General features: G+C 71.6%; 17 protein-coding genes. 9 read left to right on the forward strand and 8 right to left on the reverse strand.

From position 1 onward, the window contains the following. Positions 1-190: 190 nt before the first annotated feature. Entirely contained in the window at positions 191-793 is a 603-nt protein-coding gene (locus ACH4RC_RS33305; protein WP_398207525.1) for a TIGR03086 family metal-binding protein, read from the reverse strand. A gap of 99 nt (positions 794-892) precedes the next feature. On the opposite strand from ACH4RC_RS33305, the gene ACH4RC_RS33310 reads away from it, so the two are divergent. After that, the gene (locus ACH4RC_RS33310; RefSeq protein ID WP_398207526.1) at positions 893-1,771 is read left to right on the forward strand and encodes a DUF6597 domain-containing transcriptional factor; all 879 of its coding nucleotides are present in this window, start codon (positions 893-895) and stop codon (positions 1,769-1,771) included. A gap of 9 nt (positions 1,772-1,780) precedes the next feature. On the opposite strand, the gene ACH4RC_RS33315 is transcribed toward ACH4RC_RS33310, so the two are convergent. From ACH4RC_RS33315 to ACH4RC_RS33325, 3 genes are all read right to left on the reverse strand, one after another. Further along, positions 1,781-2,551 (reverse strand): SDR family NAD(P)-dependent oxidoreductase, encoded by a 771-nt coding sequence (locus tag ACH4RC_RS33315; protein ID WP_398207527.1) that lies wholly within the window; start codon positions 2,549-2,551, stop codon positions 1,781-1,783. A 65-nt stretch (positions 2,552-2,616) separates the two neighbouring features. Then, on the reverse strand, positions 2,617-2,952 hold the full coding sequence (locus ACH4RC_RS33320) for a YnfA family protein (protein ID WP_398207528.1): 336 nt from the start codon (positions 2,950-2,952) through the stop codon (positions 2,617-2,619). A gap of 47 nt (positions 2,953-2,999) precedes the next feature. Then, positions 3,000-4,193, reverse strand: coding sequence for an RtcB family protein (locus tag ACH4RC_RS33325; protein WP_398207529.1), 1,194 nt, complete (start codon positions 4,191-4,193; stop codon positions 3,000-3,002). Between the two features lie 213 nt (positions 4,194-4,406). On the opposite strand from ACH4RC_RS33325, the gene ACH4RC_RS33330 reads away from it, so the two are divergent. The 3 genes from ACH4RC_RS33330 to ACH4RC_RS33340 all read left to right on the forward strand — a co-directional run bounded on the left by ACH4RC_RS33330 (position 4,407) and on the right by ACH4RC_RS33340 (position 7,725). Further along, the gene (locus tag ACH4RC_RS33330) at positions 4,407-5,264 is read left to right on the forward strand and encodes a DUF3558 domain-containing protein (RefSeq protein ID WP_398207530.1); all 858 of its coding nucleotides are present in this window, start codon (positions 4,407-4,409) and stop codon (positions 5,262-5,264) included. Between the two features lie 158 nt (positions 5,265-5,422). Beyond that, positions 5,423-6,298: a DUF3558 family protein gene (locus ACH4RC_RS33335; RefSeq protein ID WP_398207531.1), complete on the forward strand. Its 876-nt coding sequence runs from the start codon at positions 5,423-5,425 to the stop codon at positions 6,296-6,298. 131 nt (positions 6,299-6,429) lie between these two features. Further along, the gene (locus ACH4RC_RS33340; protein WP_398207532.1) at positions 6,430-7,725 is read left to right on the forward strand and encodes a DUF2637 domain-containing protein; all 1,296 of its coding nucleotides are present in this window, start codon (positions 6,430-6,432) and stop codon (positions 7,723-7,725) included. 65 nt (positions 7,726-7,790) lie between these two features. On the opposite strand, the gene lysS is transcribed toward ACH4RC_RS33340, so the two are convergent. Further along, positions 7,791-9,539: a lysine--tRNA ligase gene (gene lysS / locus ACH4RC_RS33345; RefSeq protein WP_398207533.1), complete on the reverse strand. Its 1,749-nt coding sequence runs from the start codon at positions 9,537-9,539 to the stop codon at positions 7,791-7,793. A 128-nt stretch (positions 9,540-9,667) separates the two neighbouring features. Here lysS and ACH4RC_RS33350 point away from each other — a divergent pair, with 128 nt between their 5' ends. Further along, positions 9,668-11,977, forward strand: coding sequence for a hypothetical protein (locus tag ACH4RC_RS33350; protein ID WP_398207535.1), 2,310 nt, complete (start codon positions 9,668-9,670; stop codon positions 11,975-11,977). 142 nt (positions 11,978-12,119) lie between these two features. Continuing rightward, positions 12,120-13,889 carry an arginine--tRNA ligase gene (argS, locus tag ACH4RC_RS33355; RefSeq protein WP_398207537.1) on the forward strand — a complete coding sequence of 590 codons (1,770 nt, stop codon included), beginning with the start codon at positions 12,120-12,122 and terminating at the stop codon, positions 13,887-13,889. Between the two features lie 4 nt (positions 13,890-13,893). Here argS and ACH4RC_RS33360 read toward each other — a convergent pair whose 3' ends face one another. Next, the gene (locus tag ACH4RC_RS33360; RefSeq protein WP_398207539.1) at positions 13,894-15,096 is read right to left on the reverse strand and encodes a PLP-dependent aminotransferase family protein; all 1,203 of its coding nucleotides are present in this window, start codon (positions 15,094-15,096) and stop codon (positions 13,894-13,896) included. A 96-nt stretch (positions 15,097-15,192) separates the two neighbouring features. Then, positions 15,193-16,581, reverse strand: coding sequence for a helix-turn-helix domain-containing protein (locus tag ACH4RC_RS33365; protein ID WP_398207541.1), 1,389 nt, complete (start codon positions 16,579-16,581; stop codon positions 15,193-15,195). A gap of 187 nt (positions 16,582-16,768) precedes the next feature. Between ACH4RC_RS33365 and ACH4RC_RS33370 the strand changes: the two genes are divergently transcribed. After that, positions 16,769-17,530, forward strand: a complete 762-nt coding sequence (locus ACH4RC_RS33370) for a DUF4232 domain-containing protein (protein WP_398207543.1) — start codon at positions 16,769-16,771, stop codon at positions 17,528-17,530. A gap of 35 nt (positions 17,531-17,565) precedes the next feature. Beyond that, complete coding sequence (locus ACH4RC_RS33375; protein ID WP_398207545.1) at positions 17,566-18,213, forward strand: nucleoside/nucleotide kinase family protein; 648 nt, start codon at positions 17,566-17,568, stop codon at positions 18,211-18,213. A gap of 5 nt (positions 18,214-18,218) precedes the next feature. Here the strand turns inward: ACH4RC_RS33375 and ACH4RC_RS33380 are convergent, their stop codons facing one another. Next, the gene (locus ACH4RC_RS33380; RefSeq protein ID WP_398207547.1) at positions 18,219-19,790 is read right to left on the reverse strand and encodes a FadD3 family acyl-CoA ligase; all 1,572 of its coding nucleotides are present in this window, start codon (positions 19,788-19,790) and stop codon (positions 18,219-18,221) included. A 117-nt stretch (positions 19,791-19,907) separates the two neighbouring features. Between ACH4RC_RS33380 and ACH4RC_RS33385 the strand changes: the two genes are divergently transcribed. Then, positions 19,908-21,095 (forward strand): lipid-transfer protein, encoded by a 1,188-nt coding sequence (locus ACH4RC_RS33385; RefSeq protein WP_398207549.1) that lies wholly within the window; start codon positions 19,908-19,910, stop codon positions 21,093-21,095. Positions 21,096-21,185 lie beyond the last annotated feature (90 nt).

Consider the following 21,185-nt stretch of genomic DNA (forward strand, 5'->3'; position numbering starts at 1 on the left):
TGGCGAGCATCGCCTTGATGCGCTCGTGCTCGCTCGGCGCGCGTCCGGTGGTCGGGTCGACCGTGACGTCGCCGACGGTGAAGATTCCGAACTGCATGATGCTCACCCTTCCCGGGTTTTTGTTGACTGTTCAACTATACCCCGGAACGGATGTGCCGGCTCCCCTATTCCCGGCCGCCGTGCTGTTCGGTCACCGCTGCTGCGGATGGCGTCCCGTCGCTGCCAGAAGCCGGTCGAAGGGCGACGCGTCGGCCCCCGCCGGTACGGGCTCGCCGAACACGCCCATCGCCCTGGCCGTCGGCGCCAGCTCCGCGACCGCCTCCGCGAGCGCCCCGACCACCTGCGGCGGAGCCTCGTACGGCTGTCCGGTGGCCCGCGCCAGGTCCCACGCGTGCACGGTGAGATCGAGCAGCGCCATCGCTCCGACGAGGCGGGCGGGCATGTTCATCGCGCCGCTCGTCCCGTCCTCGGCGCCGGGCGCCGACCACGCGGCGACCAGCTCCTGCGCCGCGCTCGCGAACCGCGCCCGCCAGTCGTCGCCCTCCCCCACGCGGTCCCGCGTCACGGCGAAGTCGGAGTCCTGCTTCGCGGCGAGCTTCCGGAACTCGACGACCACCTGGAAGACGTGGTTGACCAGGGCTTTCACGTCGTAGTCGGCGCACGGTGTGGGGGCTGTGAGCGCGGTGTCCGGGATACCGGCCACGACGGGGAGGGCGCGCTCGGCGGCGATGTCGAGGAGGTCCCCGATCCCGTGAGGCTGTCGCTGCCGCGTCTGCTGCTCGTCTGTGTCCATGGATCCGACGCTACGAGCGCGTCGTCCCACGCCTCTTGAACAAACGCGACGGGCCGTCGTCCAGGGCGGGCTGTCAGTGCCCCGCCGTACGATCCGGAGATGGAGCGGGACACACGGGACACCCGAGGGATCGTCGACCCGGCCGCGCTGCTCACGCGCGTGCGCTTCCGGCGCCACGAGCCCGCCGAGGCGTTGCGCCCGTACGTCGAGAACTACTGGTTCATCGACTGGGACCTGCCCGCGCCCTACGCCTCGCACATCGTGCCGCATCCGTCCGTGAACCTGACGTTCCAGTGGGACGAGGACGAGGGGCCGCCCTACGGGGAGCTGACCGGCGTCTCGGCGCCCGGTCTCTACACCCGCAAGATCGGTGGGCGGGGCCGGGTGTGCGGGGCGAAGTTCTGGCCGGGGGCGTTCCGGCCGTTCGTGCCCGGGGTGCCGGTCACCGAGTGGACCGGGCGGGTGCTGCCGTACGAAGAGGTGTTCCCGGCGACGGAGGTGGCGGCGATCGTCGACCCCGACCCCGACTCCCAGCGCGATCCCGGTCCGGATTCCGACCCGGATTCCGCTGCCGGTGACGACCGCGCCCGGGTCGCCGCCCTGGACGCCTATCTGCTCCCCCGCACACCCGCCGAGCCCGACCCGGTGGCCGAGCTGGCGCGCGGGCTCGTCGCCCGGATCCGGGCCGAGCGCGGGGTGCGCCGCGTCGCGGATCTCGCGCGGGACGAGGGGATGTCGGTGCGGTCGCTGCAGCGGCTGTTCTCGGGCCACGTCGGCGTGAGCCCCAAATGGTGCATCCTGCGCTACCGCATCCACGAGGCGCTGGAGACGGCCGCCGCGCGCGCGGGCGCCGACGGGGGCGGCGGGGTCGACTGGGCCGCGCTCGCCGCCGACCTCGGCTACGCGGACCAGGCACACCTCGTCCGCGACTTCACGGCGACGGTGGGCGTCCCGCCGACGGCGTACCCGACCTCCTGAGGCCCGTCCTCACCGCTGCTCGCGATGGACCTTCGTGTTGGAGGCCTGGGCGCGGGGCCGGACCACGAGCAGGTCGATGTTGACGTGGCTGGGCCGGGTGACCGCCCAGGTGATCGTGTCGGCGACGTCGTCGGCGGTGAGCGGCTCGGCGACGCCCGCGTACACCTTCGCCGCCTTCTCCTCGTCGCCGCCGAACCGGGTCAGCGCGAACTCCTCCGTCTTCACCATGCCGGGCGCCACCTCGATGACCCGGACCGGCGTGCCGACGATCTCCAGGCGCAGCGTCTCCGCGAGGACGTGCTCGGCGTGCTTGGCCGCCACGTAACCGGCGCCGCCCTCGTACGTGCTGAACCCGGCGGTCGAGGAGAGGACGACGACCGTGCCGTCGCCGGAGGCGGTGAGCGCGGGGAGCAGGGCCTGGGTGATGTTGAGGGTGCCGATGACGTTCGTCTCGTACATCTGCCGCCACTGCTCCGGGTCGCCGGTGGCCACGGGGTCCGCGCCGAGCGCGCCGCCCGCGTTGTTCACCAGGACGCCGACCGTCTTGAACGCGGTGGCGAACTCGTCGACCGCCGCCCGGTCCGTGATGTCCAGGGCGTACGCGGTGGCCTGGTGCCCGGCGCCGTTGATCTCCTCGGCGAGCGCCTCGATGCGGTCCTTGCGGCGGGCCGTGAGCACCACCCGGTACCCGGCCGCGGCCAGCTGCCGCGCGGTGGCGGCGCCGATACCGCTGCTCGCGCCGGTGACGACGGCGATACGGGAAGACGCGGCGGGGGCCATGAGCTACTCCTCGGACAGCGGGGCTACGGAACTTCCGCCCAGCGTACGTGCGGAAGATCGCCGGGTCAGTCGTTCCTCGGCGCGTACATGATCACCGCCATACCGGCCAGGCAGACCAGGGCGCCGACCACGTCCCAGCGGGTCGGCCGGTACCCGTCGGCGACCATGCCCCACGCGATCGAGCCCGCCACGAAGACGCCGCCGTACGCGGCCAGGATCCGCCCGAACTCGGCGTCCGGCTGCAACGTGGCCACGAACCCGTACACCCCGAGCGCGATCACCCCGGCCCCGGCCCACACCCACCCCCGGTGCTCCCGCACCCCCTGCCACACCAGCCACGCCCCACCGATCTCGAACAGCGCGGCGAGCACGAACAGGAACACGGAACGGGCGACGATCATGCGGCACAGGGTGCCACGCGCCGCCCGCCGAAGGCGGAAACGGCGGCTCAGCCCTTCACGCAGACGACCTGCTTCAGCTTCGCCACGACCTCCACCAGATCCCGCTGCTGGTCGATGACCTGCTCGATCGGCTTGTACGCGCCCGGGATCTCGTCCACGACGCCGGAGTCCTTGCGGCACTCCACGCCCCGTGTCTGCTCCTCCAGGTCCCGCGTCGAAAAGCGCCGCTTCGCCGCGTTCCGGCTCATCTTGCGGCCCGCGCCGTGCGAGGCGGAGTTGAAGGACGCCGCGTTGCCGAGGCCCTTCACGATGTACGAACCCGTGCCCATCGAACCGGGGATGATCCCGTACTCGCCCGAACCCGCGCGGATCGCTCCCTTACGGGTGACCAGCAGGTCCATCCCGTCGTAGCGCTCCTCGCTCACGTAGTTGTGGTGCGCGCTGATCTCCGGCTCGAAGGTCACCTTCGCCTTCTTGAACTCCCGCCGGACCACGTCCTTGAACAGCGCCATCATGATCGACCGGTTGTACTTCGCGTACTCCTGCGCCCAGAACAGGTCGTTGCGGTACGCCGCCATCTGCGGAGTCTCCGAGATGAAGACAGCCAGGTCACGGTCGACGAGGTTTTGGTTGTGCGACAGCTTCTGGGCTACGCCGATGTGGTGGTCGGCCAACTCCTTGCCGATGTTGCGGGATCCGGAGTGAAGCATGAGCCAGACCACTCCCTCAGAATCGAACGTAAGCTCGATAAAGTGGTTGCCGGCCCCGAGCGTTCCCACCTGCTTGCGCGCTCGCCCCTCCCGGAACTTCACCGCGTCCGCGACGCCCCCGAACCGCCCCCAGAAGTCGTCCCACCCCGCTGTCCCGAAGCCGTGCAGGCGGGTCGGGTCGACCGGGTCGTCGTGCATGCCTCGGCCCACCGGGATGGCCTGCTCGATCTTGGAGCGGAGGCGGGAGAGGTCGCCGGGGAGGTCGTTGGCGGTGAGGGACGTCTTCACCGCGCTCATGCCGCAGCCGATGTCGACCCCGACCGCCGCCGGGCACACGGCACCCTGCATCGCGATCACCGAGCCGACCGTGGCGCCCTTGCCGTAGTGGACGTCGGGCATGACGGCCAGGCCCTTGATCCAGGGCAGCGTCGCGACGTTGCGGAGCTGCTGCATCGCCACGTCCTCGACGGACGCCGGGTCCGCCCACATGCGGATGGGGACCTTGGCCCCCGGTACCTCTACGTACGACATGAAATCCCCTGAAAGGTGATGAAGCCTGCTGAACTCCACCGAAGTCGGCTGAAGTTCTTTGAAGTTCGGAAACGCAGATACCGGAGCCAAGGTCGACGAAACGGTCGCCGGACCGGCGTCCACGGCAGTGCGTGCGATAGACATTGTCATCATCGGCCGCCTCACCGCGGCAACCGATTAACCAGGCGCAACCCGCCGAGAGGAGCCCTTACGGTGCAGCGGAAGTCGTACGCGTACGTGCCGGGCGTCGCCGTACTCCTGACGGCACTGCTCGCCGGGTGCTCCGGAGGCTCCGGCTCCGACGACAGCGCGGGCGACTCCAAGCCGGGCGGCCTGAGCGCCTCCGCCCCGTCGGCCAAGCCGGGCAAGTACCGGACGCTGCCCGAGCCGTGTGCCCAGCCCGACCAGGGGATGCTCGACGCGATGCTCCCCGGCATCAAGGAGCTGACGGACGAGCAGACGCGGGAGAAGGCGTACGAGGGGACGGCGACGGCCACGTACGACACGGCCCGCCGGGCCGGCTGCGGCTGGAAGGACCAGTCGGCGACGGGCGGCACGCACCGTCTCACCCTGGACTTCGAGCGGGTCGTCTCCTACGACGCCGCGGTCAGTGACGATTCGCGCGCGGAGGACGTGTTCGCGGCGAAGGTGGCGAAGGCGGGCGTGCCGACGACGGCGCCGACCGGTTCCGTCACGCCGTCGAGCGGCACGGCAAGCGATGACGCGGACGGCGACGGGAAGTCCTCACCCGGCGCGGACACCGACGCCGGTACCGACGCCGACACCGGTACCGCCTCGCCCTCCTCCTCCGCCTCCGCCTCCGACGCCGCCGAACTGCAGCCCCGCATGCTCGAAGGGCTCGGTGACGAAGCCTTCATCGACGACGAGCTGTCGGGTCCGCTGGCGTCCCGGAGCCGGACGGTGACTGTGGTGTTCCGCACGTCGAACGCCTTGGTGACCGTCCAGTACGTAGCCCAGTCCGCGACCCCCGGAGAGGCCCCCGACAGCGAAGAATCGCAGGACAGGGCGCAGGAACTGGCGCAGAAGCTGGTCGGGAAATTCGACGAGTAGGGCGGTTCGGACGGCCGTTGCGGCTCCGGTGAAGTCGAGGCGTGCGGGGTGGCCACGGCGTACGGTGGCCCATCGGACCCGGGTTCGTGGTGGCTCTGTGAAGGAAGCCGCCGCATTTCCGGGACCGTGCTCCAGCCAGCGTCCTATGTAGAGGAACCATGCACCGTCCGACCAAGCGACTCACCCGCATACTCACCTGCGCAGCCGCCGTGCCGGTGGTTCTCCTCGCAGCAGGCTGCTCCTCCGACTCCGGCGGCGACTCCGGCTCCGGTGACAAGGCGGACAAGAAGTCCACGGCCACGTCCTCCGCCTCGACCGCCGCGGACGCGGCGAAGAAGGTGGCCCCGGCGACGTACAAGGCGCTGCCGCAGGCGTGCTCGGCGCTGTCGAAGAAGACGCTCGACGACCTGGTCCCGAAGGGTGACAGCAAGGCGGGCGCGTCGGACGACGAGTCGACGCGGGCCAACTGCTCCTGGTCGAGCCTGGACAACAAGGGCGTCAAGGGCTCCCAGTTCCGCTGGCTGAATGTCTCGATGGTCCGTTTTGAGTCGGATCTGAACCGGGGCAGCGGCGACAAGCTGGCCACGGAGTACTACACGAAGCAGGTCAAGGACGCGCAGGCGGCCGAGGGCGCGAAGAACGTGAAGACCGAGCCGGTCGCGGGCACGGGTGACGAGGCGACGCTGGTGCGCTTCGACAGCACGTACGAGGAAAAGAAGAAGAAGGACGTCACGTCCCGCCAGCAGACGGTCGTCTCGCGCGTGGACAACGTCGTGGTGACCGTCCACTACAACGGTTCGGGTCTCGCGGGTGAGAAGACGCCGGCCGTGGACGGGCTGGTGAAGGACGCGGAGAAGGCGGCCAAGGAGGTCGTGGCGTCGGTGGTGGACTCGAAGGCGTCTCCTTCCGCGTCCTCGCCCTCTTCCTCTTCCTCGTCCCCGTCGTCGTCCTCGTCGTCGTCCTCGTCGTCGTCGAAACCGAAGGCGTCCGCCTCCGCCTCCGCCTCGAAGAAGGCCGGCGACAAGGACAACTAGCCGTTGTCGTAAGCGGTTTGCGGAGCCCGGCCCCTTTTGGGCGCCGGGCTCCGGGCGTACCGGCCCACGGCCGTCCGCACACGTGTGCCAGTCTGTTGGGCGCAACATGCCGAACTGGGAGGGGAACTGGAGTGGCCGCGCCACTGAAGCTGACACGGACGCACCGGATACTCATCGGTCTGGTGGTGGCCGGTGCGGTCGTCATCGCGGGGATCGGCTTCGCCGGTTCCTACGCGGCCGTCCGCGAGCTGGCCCTGGAGAAGGGGTTCGGGAACTTCTCCTACGTCTTCCCGATCGGCATCGACGCGGGTATCTGTGTGCTGCTCGCGCTGGACCTGCTGCTGACGTGGATGCGTATCCCGTTCCCGATGCTCCGTCAGACGGCATGGCTGCTGACCGCGGCGACGATCGCGTTCAACGGTGCGGCGGCCTGGCCGGACCCGCTGGGCACCGGTATGCACGCCGTCATCCCGATCCTGTTCGTGGTCTCGGTCGAGGCCGCCCGGCACGCGGTCGGACGGATCGCGGACATCACCGCGGACAAGCACATGGAGGGCGTGCGCATCACGCGCTGGCTGCTCTCCCCGTTCCCCACGTTCCTGCTGTGGCGCCGGATGAAGCTGTGGGAGCTGCGCTCCTACGACGCCGTGATCAAGCTGGAGCAGGAGCGCCTCGTCTACCAGGCACGCCTGCGCTCCCGCTTCGGCCGGGCCTGGCGCCGCAAGGCCCCGGTGGAGTCGCTGATGCCGCTGCGCCTCGCCCGCTACGGGGTGCCGCTCGCCGAGACCGCCCCGGCCGGGCTCGCCGCCGCCGGGATCGAGCCGCAGCTGCTGCCGCCCGCGCCGGTCGCGGCGCAGGGCGGCCGGGAGTCCGTGCCCGAGCTGGAGCCGTCGGCGGTGCCGGCGGACCCGACGTCCGCCGTCGACGAGGTGGCCGCCGCCGACGCGCCGAGCCAGTGGTTCGCGACGCCGCGCGAGGTGGCGTACCAGGGTGACTACGACCCGAACTTCCAGCCGCCCACGTTCGTCCCCGAGCAGGAGCACCAGGAGTGGTACGAGGAGCAGCCGCAGCAGATCCCGGTGCCGCGGCCCCGTGCGGCTGAGCCCGAGCCCGCCCCCGCGCCCGAGCCCGAGCAGCAGTTCCCGGTGCCGAACGGGGCCGGGGGCACGCGCCCGCTCGGCGACGGCGCGCAGGACACGGTGAACACGGCGAACACGGCGGACACGGCGAACACGGCGCCGACCGTGGAGGACCTGTACCGGGTCTACCGGCAGGCGATAGACGGGGAGATGCCGTCGCCGGGGCGGTTCGCGGCGGACGTCGAGGCCTCGTTCGGCATCGAGCTGGACCCGCGTGACGTGAAGCGTCTCGCGGACCAGTTCGAGGCGCGGTACAACGCGGAGCTGATGGAGGACCACATCGCCTGAGACGTGGTCATGGGAAAGGGGCGGCACCGGAGAGACCCGGTGCCGCCCCTTTCCCGTCAGCTCACCTACGCGCCGAGCAGCCGGCGCACCCGGTCCGCGCCGACCGCGAGCAGCAGCGTGGGCAGGCGCGGGCCGGTGTCGCGGCCCACGAGCAGGTGGTAGAGCAGCGCGAAGAACGTGCGCTGGGCCACCTTGATCTCGGCCGGGAGCTCCTTGGCGGTGGCGTCGGCGGGGAAGCCCGCCTGCACCTTCGGGACGCCGTAGACGAGGTGGGTCAGGCCGTCGAGCGACCAGTGCGAGTCCAGTCCGTCCAGGAGGAGCTGGACGGACTTGCGGCTCTCCTCGTCGAGCGCGGCGAGCGCCTCGGTGTCCGGCTCGGAGCGGACGACGGTGCGGGACTCGGCGGGCACGTACTTGGAGATCCAGGTCTCGGCCTTGTCGAGCCGGGGGCGGACCACGGACAGGTCCGTGACCGGGTTCTCCGGGTCGAGCTCGGCGAGGATGCGCAGCGTCTGGCGCTCGTCCCCGGCCGTCACGTCGGCGACGGACGCCAGCGTGCGGTAGGGCAGCGGGCGCTCGGTGGGCTCCAGTTCACCGGCGGCGGTGCCGACGGCGCGGCTGTACGCGGCCGCGTCGGCGGGCAGCACTGAACCGTCGGCGACCTTCCCGGCGAGCTTGTCCCACTCGTCGTAGAGCCGCTGGATCTCCTGGTCGAAGGCGATCTTGAAGGACTGGTTGGGGCGGCGGCGGGCGTAGAGCCAGCGCAGGATCTGCGGCTCCATGATCTCCAGCGCGTCGCCCGGGGTCGGGACCCCGCCCTTGGACGACGACATCTTCGCCATGCCGCTGATACCGACGAACGCGTACATCGGGCCGATCGGCTGCTCGCCGCCGAAGATCGACACGATCTGGCCGCCGACCTGGAACGACGAGCCGGGCGAGGAGTGGTCGACGCCCGACGGCTCGAAGATCACGCCCTCGTACGCCCAGCGCATCGGCCAGTCGACCTTCCACACGAGCTTGCCGCGGTTGAACTCGCTCAGCCGGACGGTCTCGGTGTAGCCGTCGAGGGTGCAGGTGTAGGCCAGCTCGGTGCTCTCGTCGTCGTACGAGGTGACCGTGGTGAGGTCCTTGCCGCACTGGCCGCAGAACGGCTTGTACGGGTAGTAGCCGCCCGCGCCGCCGCTGCCGTCGTCCTCGGACGCGGCGCCGGAGCCCTCGGCGGCCTCGACCTCGGCCTCGTCCTTCGGCTTCTGCTGCTGCTTGGCCGGGGCCTTCTTCGTGCGGTACTGGGCGAGGATCGCGTCGATGTCGCCGCGGTGCTTCATCGCGTGCAGGATCTGCTCGCGGTAGACGCCGGACGTGTACTGCGCGGTCTGGCTGATCCCGTCGAACTCGACACCCATCTCGCCGAGCGCCTCGACCATGGCGGCCTTGAAGTGCTCCGCCCAGTTCGGGTACGCGGATCCGGCCGGGGCCGGCACCGAGGTCAGGGGCTTGCCGATGTGCTCGGACCAGGACGCGTCCGTGCCGGGCACGCCGTTCGGGACCTTGCGGTAGCGGTCGTAGTCGTCCCAGGAGATCAGGTGCCGCACCTCGTGGCCGCGGCGGCGGATCTCGTCGGCGACCAGGTGCGGGGTCATGACCTCGCGCAGGTTGCCCAGGTGGATCGGGCCCGACGGGGACAGGCCGGAGGCGACGACGACCGGTTTGCCCGGGGCACGACGCTCGGACTCGGCGATCACTTCGTCCGCGTAGCGCGACACCCAGTCCTGCTGGGCGCTCGGAGCGCTGCTGTCAGCCACGGTCGGCACGTCCTTCTCTCCTCGTTCGTCTCCTCCGTCGTGGAGGCCCGCCGTCCATTGTCACCCGCGCCGCTTCGTGCCGGAAAACGGATGAGGAAGCCGTACAACCTCGGGGGCCTGGCGTGTGTCCTCTCTTCGTGATCACAGACAGATTCCGCGCGGGGCTGCGCCTGGGGGCCGCCGGGCTCTCCATAGCCCTGCCGTCGGCTTGCCTCGTCCTCGCGGCGCCTTCCGCCGAAGCCGCCGTCACCTGCGGCGACACCACGTTCAAGAGGACGTTCTACAGCAATACCACCTTCTCCGGGACGCCGAAGAAGACGGACTGCGACACCACCATCGACCAGAAGTGGACCGGCGCGCCGCTCTCCGGGATGGCCACGAACAACTTCTCGGTGCGCTATTCACTCACCCGCGACTTCGGTTCGGGCGGCTGCTTCACCTACCGTCTCGCCGGTACGGACGGCCTGCGGCTCTACGTGGACAACGTCCGCAAGGTGAACAAGTGGACGAACACCGGTGACGGCGGCAACAGCGTCCCGGGCACGTTCTGCATCGGCTCGGGCAAGCACACCGTCCGCGTCGACCACACGAACTGGACCGGGCTCTCCCGGGTGAAGTTCACGTGGCCCGCCTCGTCCGACAGCAAGGCACCGCTGGCCCCGACCGGCATCACGACGTCGTACTCCACGTCGACCGGCAAGGCGTCCGCCCGCTGGACGAAGAACCGCGAGCTGGACATCGCCCGCTACCGGGTCTCGGTGGAGACCCCCGGGTCGGGTGTGTCGGGGTGGAACACCACCGGCACCAGCGCCACGTACACGCTGCCGAAGGACGGCCAGAAGTACCGGTTCTGCGTCCAGGCCGTCGACAAGTGGACGAACTACGGCAAGACCGCCTGCGGCCCGTACGTCACCCCGCCCGACAAGACGGCCCCGCCCGTCCCCTACGTGCGCACCTCGGACGTCACGGTCTCGAAGGTCTATTACGGGCCGCGCGTCAACGTCTGGCTGGGCCAGGTGCAGCCGTCCGAGGGCCCCGTCTTCAGGCTGTGGCGCGCCACGGCCGCGGCGGGCCCGTTCACCGAGGTCGCCACCATGGACCTGCGCAGGACGCCGGGTGAGCAGTACCTGTACGACGAGGCGCCGGGCGAGGGGAAGACGTACTACTACGCGGCGTCGGCGTCCGATGCCGCCGGGAACACCTCGGCGCGCACCACGCCCGTCAAGGTGAGCATCCCGGACACGACCGCGCCGGGTGCGGTGGCGGGTCTCACGGCCACACCCGACACCGACAAGAACGTGCTGACCTGGAACGCGTCGTCCGACGGCGCCGTGCGCTGGGAGGTCCACAGCGCGGACGGCAGCGCGGCTCCGACGCTGCTCGGCACCGCCACGGCCGCCGAGTACCGCGACACCACGGCCAAGCCGGGTGTGCGGCGCACGTACACGGTGTACGCGTTCGACGCGGCGGGGAACCGGTCGAAGCCGGCGACCGTCACGGCGACGCGTGAGGTGGCTCCCGCGATGCCCGTGAGCCTGCGGCCCGACGCGCAGGGCCGCCCCGAGCTGCACATCAGGGTCGCGGCGGACAACGACCACAGCGGCGGCTTCAAGGTCTGGTCGGGCTCCAGCGCGTCCACGGTCCGCACCACGCTGCGCGCCTGTGCGCCGCAGGAGGTCTTCCGGACCTCCCTGTACGTCGAGTACACCTGCGCGCTCACCGACTTCGGCGGCTCGACGGACCGCTACATCACGGTCCTCGCCGTCGCCGGGAACGGTGTGACGTCCAGCCAGTTCAAGGCCGTGCGGTACGAGGACACGGTCGCGCCGCCGGTTCCCGCCGCTCTGGACGCGACCCCCGAGCCGTGGGGTACGACCCTGCGCTGGGACGCCCCCGCCGTCGCCGACCTGCACTCCTACTGGCTGCGCGCCGGCCGCCCGGAGACGGTCGACGGCGTGCTGACCTGCGCGGGCGGGAACACGGAGGTCCTCGACAGCGACGCCACGTCCTACCAGGACACCGAGGGTCTGCCGGACGGCGAGGAGCGCTGCTGGGAGCTGCGCGCCGTGGACGGCTCGAACAACTACAGCGAGGCGGTCACGGTCTACGCGGCCGAGCAGGACACCCGGCCGACCGAGGCGACCGCGCCGGGTTCCCCTGTGAGCAGCCTGGAGGCCGCGGAGAACGCCGGTGACACCGTCCTGAACTGGGACACCCTCGACGGCGCCACCGGCTACCGGGTCTACCGCTGGGACCGGGCCGCGGGCGCGTACGAGCGCATCGCGGAGGGAGCGATGGAGAACCCGTACTCGGAGGAGTTCCGGCACTTCCGCGACGAGGACGCACCGTCCGGCACCGCCGCCTACTACCGCGTGAGCGCGGTGTTCGCGGACGGCACCGAGTCGGCCCCGGCCCTCGCGGCGGTGGCGCTGGCACCCGCGTCCTGACGTGGTGGACCGCGGGGGCGGGCGGGAATCCATGCGACCGCCCGTTCGCCCCCGTGGGAGACTGGACCGGGTTCAGGACTCAGTACACCTGACCCCCTGGACCCAGTCTCCTGGCACCTACGAGCGGAACGGCAGCTACTCCATGGCCTCGGTCACGTCCCTCACGTCCTCCGTCCACCAGCGTCTCGCCGACGCCCTCGGCACCGCCCTCCCCGAGGCCGGTGCGGGCGCGGACCCGCTGCTGCGACGTAGCGACCGGGCCGACTACCAGGCCAACGGCATCCTCGCGCTCGCCAAGAAGGCGAAGGCGAACCCGCGGGAGCTGGCCACACAGGTCGTGGAGAAGATCGTCAAGGGTGACCTCCTCGCCGACGTCGAGGTCTCCGGGCCCGGCTTCCTGAACATCACGGTCACCGACCGCGCGATCACCGAGACCCTCGCCGCCCGCTCCGCCGACGGCGACCGGCTCGGCGTGCCCCTCAAGGAGAACCCGGGCACCACGGTCATCGACTACGCGCAGCCGAACGTGGCGAAGGAGATGCACGTCGGCCACCTGCGCTCGGCCGTCATCGGCGACGCGCTGCGCTCCATGCTCGACTTCACCGGCGAGAAGACGATCGGCCGCCACCACATCGGCGACTGGGGCACCCAGTTCGGCATGCTCATCCAGTACCTGACCGAGCACCCGGGCGAGCTGGCCCCGGCCGACGAGGTCGACGGCGAGCAGGCCATGTCGAACCTGAACCGGATCTACAAGGCGTCGCGCGCGGTCTTCGACGCGGACGAGCAGTTCAAGGAGCGGGCCCGCAAGCGGGTCGTGGCGCTCCAGTCCGGCGACAAGGAGACCCTCGACCTGTGGCAGCGGTTCGTGGACGAGTCGAAGGTCTACTTCTACTCGGTCTTCGAGAAGCTCGACATGGAGATCCGTGACGAGGAGATCGTCGGCGAGTCGGCGTACAACGACCTGATGCCGGAGACGGCGCGGCTCCTTGAGGAGTCGGGTGTCGCGGTGCGCTCGGACGGCGCGCTCGTCGTGTTCTTCGACGAGATCCGCGGCAAGGACGGCGAGCCGGTCCCGCTGATCGTGCAGAAGGCGGACGGCGGCTTCGGCTACGCGGCCTCCGACCTCTCCGCGATCCGCAACCGCGTCAAGGACCTCAACGCGACGACCCTGCTCTACGTCGTCGACGTACGGCAGTCGCTGCACTTCAAGATGGTCTTCGAGGCGGCGCGCCGGATGGGCTGGCTGAGCGACGACGTCACCGCGCACAACATGGGCTACGGCACCGTGCTCGGCGCGGACGGCAAGCCGTTCAAGACCCGCGCGGGCGAGACCGTACGCCTGGAGGACCTCCTCGACGAGGCGGCCGAGCGGGCGACCGCCGTCGTGCGGGAGAAGGCCGAGAAGATCGGTCTCTCCGAGGAGGAGATCGTCGGGAACGGGCGGTACGTCGGGATCGGCGCCGTGAAGTACGCGGACCTGTCGACGTCGGCGAACCGGGACTACAAGTTCGACCTGGACCAGATGGTGTCCCTCAACGGTGACACCTCCGTCTACCTCCAGTACGCGTACGCCCGCATCAAGTCGATCCTGCGCAAGTCCGAGGGCGACACCCCCGCCGCCCGCCCGGAGCTGGCGCTCGCCCCGGCCGAGCGCGCCCTCGGCCTGCACCTGGACGCGTTCGGCGACCTGGTCTTCGAGGCGTCGGCCGAGTACGCGCCGCACAAGCTGGCCGCGTACCTGTACCAGCTGGCGTCGCTGTTCACGACGTTCTACGACCAGTGCCCGGTGATCAAGCCGCGCCCGGAGCAGGAGGTCGTGGAGAACCGGCTGTTCCTGTGCGACCTGACGGCCCGGACGCTCCACCAGGGCATGGCCCTGCTCGGCATCCGGACCCCCGAGCGCCTCTGAGCACTCAGTTCATCAGGGCCCGGCCGAGCCGCCGCAGCCCCTCCGCGATCTCCTCCGGTGTCTGCGTCACGAAGCAGAGCCGGAGGGTCGTGGAGTCGGAGTCGGCGATGTGGAACGGATCGCCCGGCACATACGCCACCTCGTACTCGACCGCCTTGCCGAGCAGGGCGGTCGAGTCGTATGCGCCGGTGCCGGGGAGCCGGGCCCACAGGAACATGCCGCCCTCGGGCCGGGTCCACGTCGAGCCCTCCGGCAGGGCTTCGGCGATGCCCGCGAGCATCGCGTCGCGGCGGCTGCCGTACGCGGCGGCGACCTTCGCGACATGCGCGTCGAGGTCGCGGTCGGCGAGGTAGCGGGCGGCGGCGAGCTGGGTGACGGTCGGGGTGTGCAGGTCGGCGGCCTGCTTGGCGACGGCGCAGGCGCGGCGCAGCGCGGCGGGCGCGCGCAGCCAGCCCAGGCGCAGGCCCGGCGCCATGACCTTGGAGAAGGAGCCGAGCAGGACGGTGCGGTCGCGGGCGTCCTCGTACGAGGCGATCCAGGGCACGCGCTCGCCCTCGAAGCGGAGTTCGCCGTACGGGTCGTCCTCGACGATCCACAGTCCGCGCCGCGCGGCGACCCGCGCGACGGCGGCGCGGCGTTCGGCGGGCAGGGTGCGGCCCGTCGGGTTCTGGAACGTGGGCACCGTGTAGAGGAACTTGGGCCGGTGCTCGGCGGCGAGCGCGTCGAGGGCGTCGGGGTCGATGCCGTCGGCGTCGCAGGGGACGGGGACGATCCGGGCGCCCGCGAGGCCGAAGGCTTGCAGGGCTGCCAGGTAACAGGGGTCCTCGACGAGGACGGTGTCGCCGGGTTCGATCAGCGCGGTCGCGAGGAGGGAGAGCGCCTGCTGGGAGCCGGTGGTGATCAGCAGGTCGTCTGCGGTGGTGGGCAGCGAGCGCGCGGTGTTGCGGGCGGCGAGCGCCTCGCGCAGGGCGGGTTCGCCCTCGGTGGTGGAGTACTGGAGCGCGCGCTGCGGGTCGGCGGCGAGGACGTGTGCGAACGCGGCCGCTATGCCGTCGGTGTCGAAGAGTTCGGGGGCCGGGAGGCCGCCCGCGAAGTTGATGACCTCGGGGCGGGCGGTGACCGCCAGGATGTCCCGGATCGGGGAGCCGCCGACGGTGGCGACGCGGGCGGCGAGCGGGGCGGGCGGCACGGGTGTGGTGACGGTCATGGGAGACGAGTCCTTCCGGGCGGTCGGCGGTTGTCCGGAACCCTAGATAGGTGATTGCCCCGTGCACCTGCTGTTTCGCGATACGGACGCGCGGACTCAACCGGCGCTCTGCTCCTCCCTCTTGACCCACTCGTTGTTGCCGAGGGGGTAGTCGTAGCCCGGGCGGCCGGTGTCGGCGCTGGTGCGGAACGGGGTGCCGGCGTTGTCGATGTGGACGGTGCCGTGCCGGTTGCCGCTGGACCACTCCAGGCTGAGGTCCCAGCGGATGTCGCGGGTCGTGGTGTGCGCGGTGACGTAGAAGACCTCGGGGTCGGACTCGCTGACCTTGTAGGGGAAGTCGCGCTGCCCGTTCTTGCCGCTGGCGGTCGGGCTTCCCGCGTCCAGGTTCACGTCGAAGGACTTGGTCCCGACACCGCCGCCGCAGCCGACGCCCATCGAGTAGTCGTTCCAGGCGAGCGGGGTGTTGCTGCTGACGACGCGGACGTGCAGCGCCTCCAGGACGACGGTGTCGTGCCCGGTGCCCTGCACGGTCAGCGCCACGCGCTGTTCCCTGGACGAGACCGCGCCGTACGCCGCCGCCCAGCGGGGGGCCTCCGGTTCGGAGGCGGGCGGGCCGACCTGCGCGGGTTCGCTGTCGACGAGGAAGTGCTGGCTGCACGGGCTCTCGTAGGCGTAGGGGCGGGTGGTGACGGTGAGCGGCGTACCCGTGGTTCCGCCATCGGCCCCGCCGGTGGTGCGGGAGGGGGCGGCGGGCGGGGCGCCCGTGCGGGCGGAGGCGGAGGCGGATGCCGGGGGACCGGCGGATCTGGACGCCGACTTGGAGGGTGACGGGGAGGCGGAGGGTGACGTCGACGGGGCACGGTCGGTGGTCCCCCGTTCCCCGGCGGCCGTGGCCCCGGCCGCCTGCGGCGCCCCGCCGCCCCCCTTGTCCCCCGCCTTCAGATTCACCGTCAGCGCGACGGCCCCGAGCACGGCGGCGACGGCGATCCCGGCGATGAGCACGGTGCGTTTGCGGCGGGGCCGGGGGTGGGGCCGGGCCTCGGCGGCACCGGGCAGGTCGATGGAGGCGGGTGCCTCCGGGGACGCGGCGGGCGGTTCCGGGTCACCAGCGGTGCCGGGCGCCTCCTGAGCCACGCGCGGCGTCGCCCCCTGAGCCGCGCTCGGCGTCGCCCCCTGAGCCGCGCTCGGCGTCGCCTCCAGGGCCGCGCTCGGTGTCGCCTTACGCCCCCGTCCCGCGTCCGCCAGGATCCAGGCCCGATGGAGTTCGACCAGCTCCTGTGGGGACGCCTTGCAGAGGCGGGCGAGGCGCTCCACAGGGGCGTAGTCCGTCGGCACCGCCGTGCCGTTGCAGTAGCGGTGCAGCGTCGACGTGCTCATGTGCAGGCGCTTGGCCAGCGTCCCGTAGCTGAGCCCCGACCGGTCCTTCAGCCCCCGCAGCAGCGTCGCGAACGCGTCCGCGCTGTCCCCCGGCAGATCCCCTGACACCCGTTCCTCCGTTCCCCCGCGTCCCGCCCAGGCGTTCCAGGCAGTGCGCATTTCCCCAGGCCAGAGCCTGTTCCAGCGTTCCAGTGTCCCGTACTGCCCGCGGATCGTGGCGGCTGGGACGGATCACCGCACAAGCTCTGGTCATCCAAGCACCACACCCACCGCAACGCCGAAGGGGACCACCAGAATGTCCAGCATCCGTACCTCCCGTACCCGCCGTGTCCGCCGTGCCCGCCTCGCCACCGCCGCCGCGACCGTCGCACTCGCGGCGTTCTCACTGACCGCCTGCAACGACGGTGCGGGCGTCAAGGACGAGGGCGCGTCGGCCGGTTCGAGCACGTCCTCGACCCCGGCCGGCACCGCCTCCCCCACCACGGACGCGAAGCCGGCCCCGGCCGGTTCGAAGCCCACCGCTTCCACGCCGGCCACCTCGGCCCCCACGAAGCAGCCGGCCGCGAAGCCCACCGCCGGCGCCGCCGCCGCCCCGAAGCCGGCCGCGTCCGAGCAGGCGTCCACCGAGCGCGCGGTCTGCGACGGCTCCAACACCCGCACCACCGCCTCGCCGGTCAACCGCCCCGTGAACCACATGCTCCTCACGGTCACCAACACCGGCTCCACCGCCTGCGACCTCTACTACTACCCGGCGGTCCGGTTCAGCGGGGCGCAGTCCGTGCCGCCGGTCATCGAGGACTCGCGGCCGCAGGCCGTGGTCTCCCTCGAACCGGGCCAGTCCGGCTATGCGGGTGTCACCCTCTCCGCGACGGACGGCAGCGGCGCGAACGGCTACTCGGCGAAGTCCCTCTCCGTCAACTTCGCGGGCCCCAAGGGCGTGTCCGACCACGACGGCGAGTCCGCACAGCCCGCGCTGCCCGCGAAGGGCGTCTGGATCGACAACACGCTCAAGGTCACGTACTGGCAGACGGAGATGGACGCCGCGCTGATGTGGTGACGTCTTCCCTTCGCGGGGCTGGAAAACTGCCCCTCATGCACTACGTAGACGAACTGGCGGCCCGCGCACACGCCCTGGCCACGGCAGCGGGCCCCCGCCGCGTCCTCGGCATCGCGGGCCCGCCCGGCGCGGGCAAGTCCACGCTGGCGGGGGCGGTCGTGGACGCCCTGGCCGGGCCGGCCGCCCTGGTCCCGATGGACGGCTTCCACCTGGCCGACGCGGAGCTGGACCGGCTCGGCCGCGCCGACCGCAAGGGCGCCCCCGACACGTTCGACGCCTACGGCTACGCGGCGCTCCTCGCCCGCCTGCGCGCACCGCACGCCGGGGAGACGGTCTACGCCCCGTCCTTCGAACGGGCCCTGGAACAACCGCTGGCGGGCGCGCTCCCGGTGCCGCCCGGGACCCCGCTGATCGTGACGGAGGGCAACTACCTCCTCCTGGACGAGGCCCCCTGGTCCACGGCGGTACGCCCGCTGCTCGACGAGGTGTGGTGGGTGGCGGTGGACGAGACCGTACGCGTCGACCGCCTGATCGCCCGCCACATCGCCTTCGGCAAGTCCCCGCGGGCCGCCCGTGACTGGGTCCTCCGCTCGGACGAGGCGAACGCCCACCGTGTGGCCTCCGGCCGGGCGCGGGCGGACGTGGTCGTGGACCTGGACAGGGGCGCGATCGCCGCCCGGTGACGAGGTCACTGCTTCCGCAGCCGCCCCTTCACCACCTTCCCGCTCGCGTTGCGCGGCAGTTCGCTGACGAAGGCGATCTCCCTCGGCACCTTGTAGTTGGCCATCTCACGGCGGGCCCAGGCGATCAGGTCGTCGCCGGTGAGGACGGAGTCGCGGCGGCGGACGACGTACGCCTTGCCGACCTCGCCGAGACGGCCGTCCGGAACGCCGACGACGGCCACGTCGGCGACGTCCGGATGCAGGCCGAGCAGCTGCTCTATCTCGGCGGGGTAGGCGTTGAAGCCACCGACGATGAACATGTCCTTGATGCGGTCGGTGATCCGGAGGTAGCCGTCGGCGTCGAGCACGCCGACGTCTCCCGTGCGCAGCCAGCCGTCCGCCGTGATCGCCTCGGCCGTCGCCGCCGGGTCCTCGAAGTACTCGCGCATGACGTTGAAGCCCCGGACCAGGACCTCCCCCGGCTCCCCGGGCCGCGCCGACCCGACCCGGAGCTCGGTACCGGGGATCGCCCGCCCCGAGGTGGCCGCGATCCGTTCGGCCGGGTCGCCGCGCCGGCACATGCTGACGATGCCGCCGGCCTCGGAGAGCCCGTACGCGGTGAGCACGGTGTCGATGTGCAGCTCGCCGCGCAACCGCTCGACCAGGCGCAACGGCACCACCGCCGCCCCGGTCACGACGAGCCGCAGCGCCGACAGGTCGTGGGCGTCGCGGCCCGGGTGGTCGAGCAGGGACTGGTGGAGGGTGGGCGGCCCGGGCAGCACGGAGACGCGTTCGGCGGCGATGTTGGCCAGGACGGTGTCCACGTCGAACACGGGCTGCGGGACCATCGTCGCGCCGCGCATCAGGCAGGCGATGATCCCGGCCTTGTAGCCGAAGGTGTGGAAGAAGGGGTTGACGATCAGGTAGCGGTCGCCCTCGCGCAGGCCCGCGAGGTCCGACCAGATCTCGTAGCCGCGCAACGTCTGCGCGTGCGTGATGACGGCGCCCTTGGGCCGCCCGGTGGTCCCCGACGTGAAGATGATGTCGGACGCCGAGGACGGGGCGATGGCGTCGGCCCGCTGCCGCACCTCCGCGCCCGTCACCCGGTCCCCGGCCGCGAGGAAGTCCTTCCAGGTGCGGTATCCGGGCACGTCGGGCGCGGTGTCGCCGAGCACCACCACCTGCTCCAGTGCGGGGAGTCCGGCGCCCGCCTGGTGGGCGCGGCGCAGCGAGGCCACGTACGACGTGCCCAGGAACGTACCGGTGACGAAGAGGAGCCGGGCCCGCGACCTTGCCAGGACGTCGGCGGCCTCGGCGCCCTTGAACCGGGTGTTGAGCGGCACGAGGACGGCGCCGGAGGTGACCGCGCCGAGTGCGGAGACGATCCAGTCGAGGGTGTTCGGCGCCCAGATCGCGACGCGGTCGCCCGGCTCGGTCCCGGCGGCCAGACAGGCGGCGGCGGACCGCTCGACGCGCTCACCGAGCTCCGCGTACGTGATCCGGACGCGCCCGTCGACGACCGCCTCGAGCCCGCCGTACCGCGCGGCCGCGTCCCGTACGAGCTCGGGGATGGTCCGCCGTCCGCCGCCTGTGTCCATCGCCCGCCGCCCTCCCGCACCACCCACGCACGCCATAGCTGACTAACCGTCAGATTAGCTGTAGCCTGACGCGCTGTCAGCAGACCGGGGACTGGGCACAGGCGGGGGCGGATACCCATGACGCACACGGCATCCGGCGGTCCGGGCAGCCTCGCATCCGGGATCAAGGACGCGACCGCCGTCGTCGGCATCGGCCGGACCGGCTTCGCGAAGCACCTCCCCGAGCCGGAGAAGACGCTGGCGTGCCGCGCGATCCTCGCCGCTCTCGACGACGCGGGCATCGAGCCGTCCGAGGTCGACGGCTTCGCCTCCTACACGATGGAGGAGACGGACGAGGTCGAGATCGCGAAGGCGATCGGCGCGGGCGACGTCACCCACTTCAGCAAGGTCGGCTACGGCGGCGGCGGTTCCTGCGCCACCCTCGCCCACCTCGCCTCCGCGATCGTCACCGGCCAGGCGAGCGTCGGCGTCGCCTGGCGCTCCCGCAAGCGCGGCAGCGGCCCCCGCCCCTGGAAGAACACCACGGCCCAACTCCCCACCCCGGCCCAGTGGACCCGCCCCTTCGGCCTCCTCCGCCCCGCGGACGAGATAGCCATGCTGGCCCGCCGCTACATGCACGAGTACGGGGCCACCCGCGACCATCTCTTCAACGTCGCCCTCGCCTGCCGCAACCGCGCCAACCAGAACCCGGCCGCGATGATGTACGAGCGCCCCCTGACCCGCGACATGTACATGAACGCCCGCTGGATCAGCGAACCCCTCTGCCTCTACGACAACTGCCTGGAGACGGACGGGGCGCTGGCCTGCGTCGTGGTCTCCGCCGAACGGGCCCGCGACTGCCGCCAGAAGCCCGTCTACATCCACTCCGCCGCGCAAGGGCTGCCCGCCCAGCACCACGGCATGGTCAATTACTGGAACGACGACCCGCTCACAGGGCCCGCCTGGACCGCCGCCCGCCACCTGTGGAAACACGCCGACCTCACCCCCGAGGACGTCGACGTGGCCCAGATCTACGACGCCTTCACCCCGCTCGTCCCGCTCTCCCTGGAGGGCTACGGCTTCTGCGGCCGCGGCGAGGGCGGCGCGTTCACCGAGGGGGGCGCCCTGGAGACGGGCGGCCGCCTCCCCATCAACACGGGCGGCGGCGGCCTCTCGGAGGCCTACGTGCACGGCTTCAATCTGATCACCGAGGGCGTCAGACAGCTGCGCGGCACGAGCACGGCCCAGGTCCCGAACGCGCGAACGTGCCTGGTGACAGCGGGCGAGGGAGTCCCCACCTCGGCGGTACTCCTGAGAAGCGCCTAGGGAAACGCCCCGCCAGGGGGCGCGGGGAACTGCGCGAACAGCCACAACGAATCCGCACCCGGCGAAGGACGGCACATGGCAGACGCGACG

This window comes from Streptomyces sp. NPDC016845, from assembly GCF_044332585.1.
In the GTDB taxonomy this organism is placed as follows: domain Bacteria; phylum Actinomycetota; class Actinomycetes; order Streptomycetales; family Streptomycetaceae; genus Streptomyces.

What these genes read in the sequence shown, in the direction of transcription:
- ACH4RC_RS33305 (WP_398207525.1), bottom strand. Translation starts at nt 793, where the DNA reads ATGGACACAGACGAGCAGCAGACGCGGCAGCGACAGCCTCACGGGATC.
- ACH4RC_RS33310 (WP_398207526.1), top strand. Translation starts at nt 893, where the DNA reads ATGGAGCGGGACACACGGGACACCCGAGGGATCGTCGACCCGGCCGCG.
- ACH4RC_RS33315 (WP_398207527.1), bottom strand. Translation starts at nt 2,551, where the DNA reads ATGGCCCCCGCCGCGTCTTCCCGTATCGCCGTCGTCACCGGCGCGAGC.
- ACH4RC_RS33320 (WP_398207528.1), bottom strand. Translation starts at nt 2,952, where the DNA reads ATGATCGTCGCCCGTTCCGTGTTCCTGTTCGTGCTCGCCGCGCTGTTC.
- ACH4RC_RS33325 (WP_398207529.1), bottom strand. Translation starts at nt 4,193, where the DNA reads ATGTCGTACGTAGAGGTACCGGGGGCCAAGGTCCCCATCCGCATGTGG.
- ACH4RC_RS33335 (WP_398207531.1), top strand. Translation starts at nt 5,423, where the DNA reads ATGCACCGTCCGACCAAGCGACTCACCCGCATACTCACCTGCGCAGCC.
- argS (WP_398207537.1), top strand. Translation starts at nt 12,120, where the DNA reads ATGGCCTCGGTCACGTCCCTCACGTCCTCCGTCCACCAGCGTCTCGCC.
- ACH4RC_RS33360 (WP_398207539.1), bottom strand. Translation starts at nt 15,096, where the DNA reads ATGACCGTCACCACACCCGTGCCGCCCGCCCCGCTCGCCGCCCGCGTC.
- ACH4RC_RS33370 (WP_398207543.1), top strand. Translation starts at nt 16,769, where the DNA reads ATGTCCAGCATCCGTACCTCCCGTACCCGCCGTGTCCGCCGTGCCCGC.
- ACH4RC_RS33375 (WP_398207545.1), top strand. Translation starts at nt 17,566, where the DNA reads ATGCACTACGTAGACGAACTGGCGGCCCGCGCACACGCCCTGGCCACG.
- ACH4RC_RS33380 (WP_398207547.1), bottom strand. Translation starts at nt 19,790, where the DNA reads ATGGACACAGGCGGCGGACGGCGGACCATCCCCGAGCTCGTACGGGAC.
- ACH4RC_RS33385 (WP_398207549.1), top strand. Translation starts at nt 19,908, where the DNA reads ATGACGCACACGGCATCCGGCGGTCCGGGCAGCCTCGCATCCGGGATC.